At 66.2% G+C, this 556-nt stretch carries 1 protein-coding gene; it reads right to left on the bottom strand.

The genetic code is table 11. The annotated features are described in order from the left end of the window. Positions 1 to 556: cbb3-type cytochrome c oxidase subunit I (locus tag ACTMTU_RS36075; RefSeq protein ID WP_441267649.1), on the bottom strand; the 556-nt coding region annotated here is incomplete at both ends.

Here is a 556-nt window from a genome sequence, read left to right as displayed (position 1 = left end):
GCGCCGAACTTGCGGTCCGCCTCCAGGGCGAACAGCGCTGCCGCGAGCACCGGGAAGGCGAGCAGGACCAGCACACCGGTCAGCAGCACGTTCCAGGTGAAGATCGGCATCCGGAACATCGTCATGCCGGGAGCGCGCATGCAGATGATCGTGGTGATGAAGTTGACCGAGCCGAGGATCGTGCCGAAGCCGGAGAAGGCCAGACCCATCACCCACATGTCGCCGCCCACCCCCGGAGAGTGAATGGCGTCGGACAGCGGGGCGTAGGCGAACCAGCCGAAGTCGGCCGCACCCTGCGGGGTGAGGAAGCCGGCCACCGCGATCAGCGAGCCGAAGAGGTACAGCCAGTACGCGAACATGTTCAGACGCGGGAAGGCCACGTCCGGCGCGCCGATCTGGAGCGGCATGATCCAGTTCGCGAAACCGGCGAACAGCGGCGTCGCGAACATCAGCAGCATGACGGTGCCGTGCATCGTGAACGCCTGGTTGAACTGCTCGTTCGACATGATCTGCGTGCCCGGCCGGGCCAGCTCGGCGCGCATGAAGAGCGCCATCA

Source organism: Streptomyces sp. OZ13 (genome assembly GCF_052068155.1).
Taxonomy (GTDB): domain Bacteria; phylum Actinomycetota; class Actinomycetes; order Streptomycetales; family Streptomycetaceae; genus Streptomyces.
The sequence above is the reverse complement of the archived record's forward strand: the minus strand, read 5'-3'. Positions and strand labels throughout refer to the sequence as shown.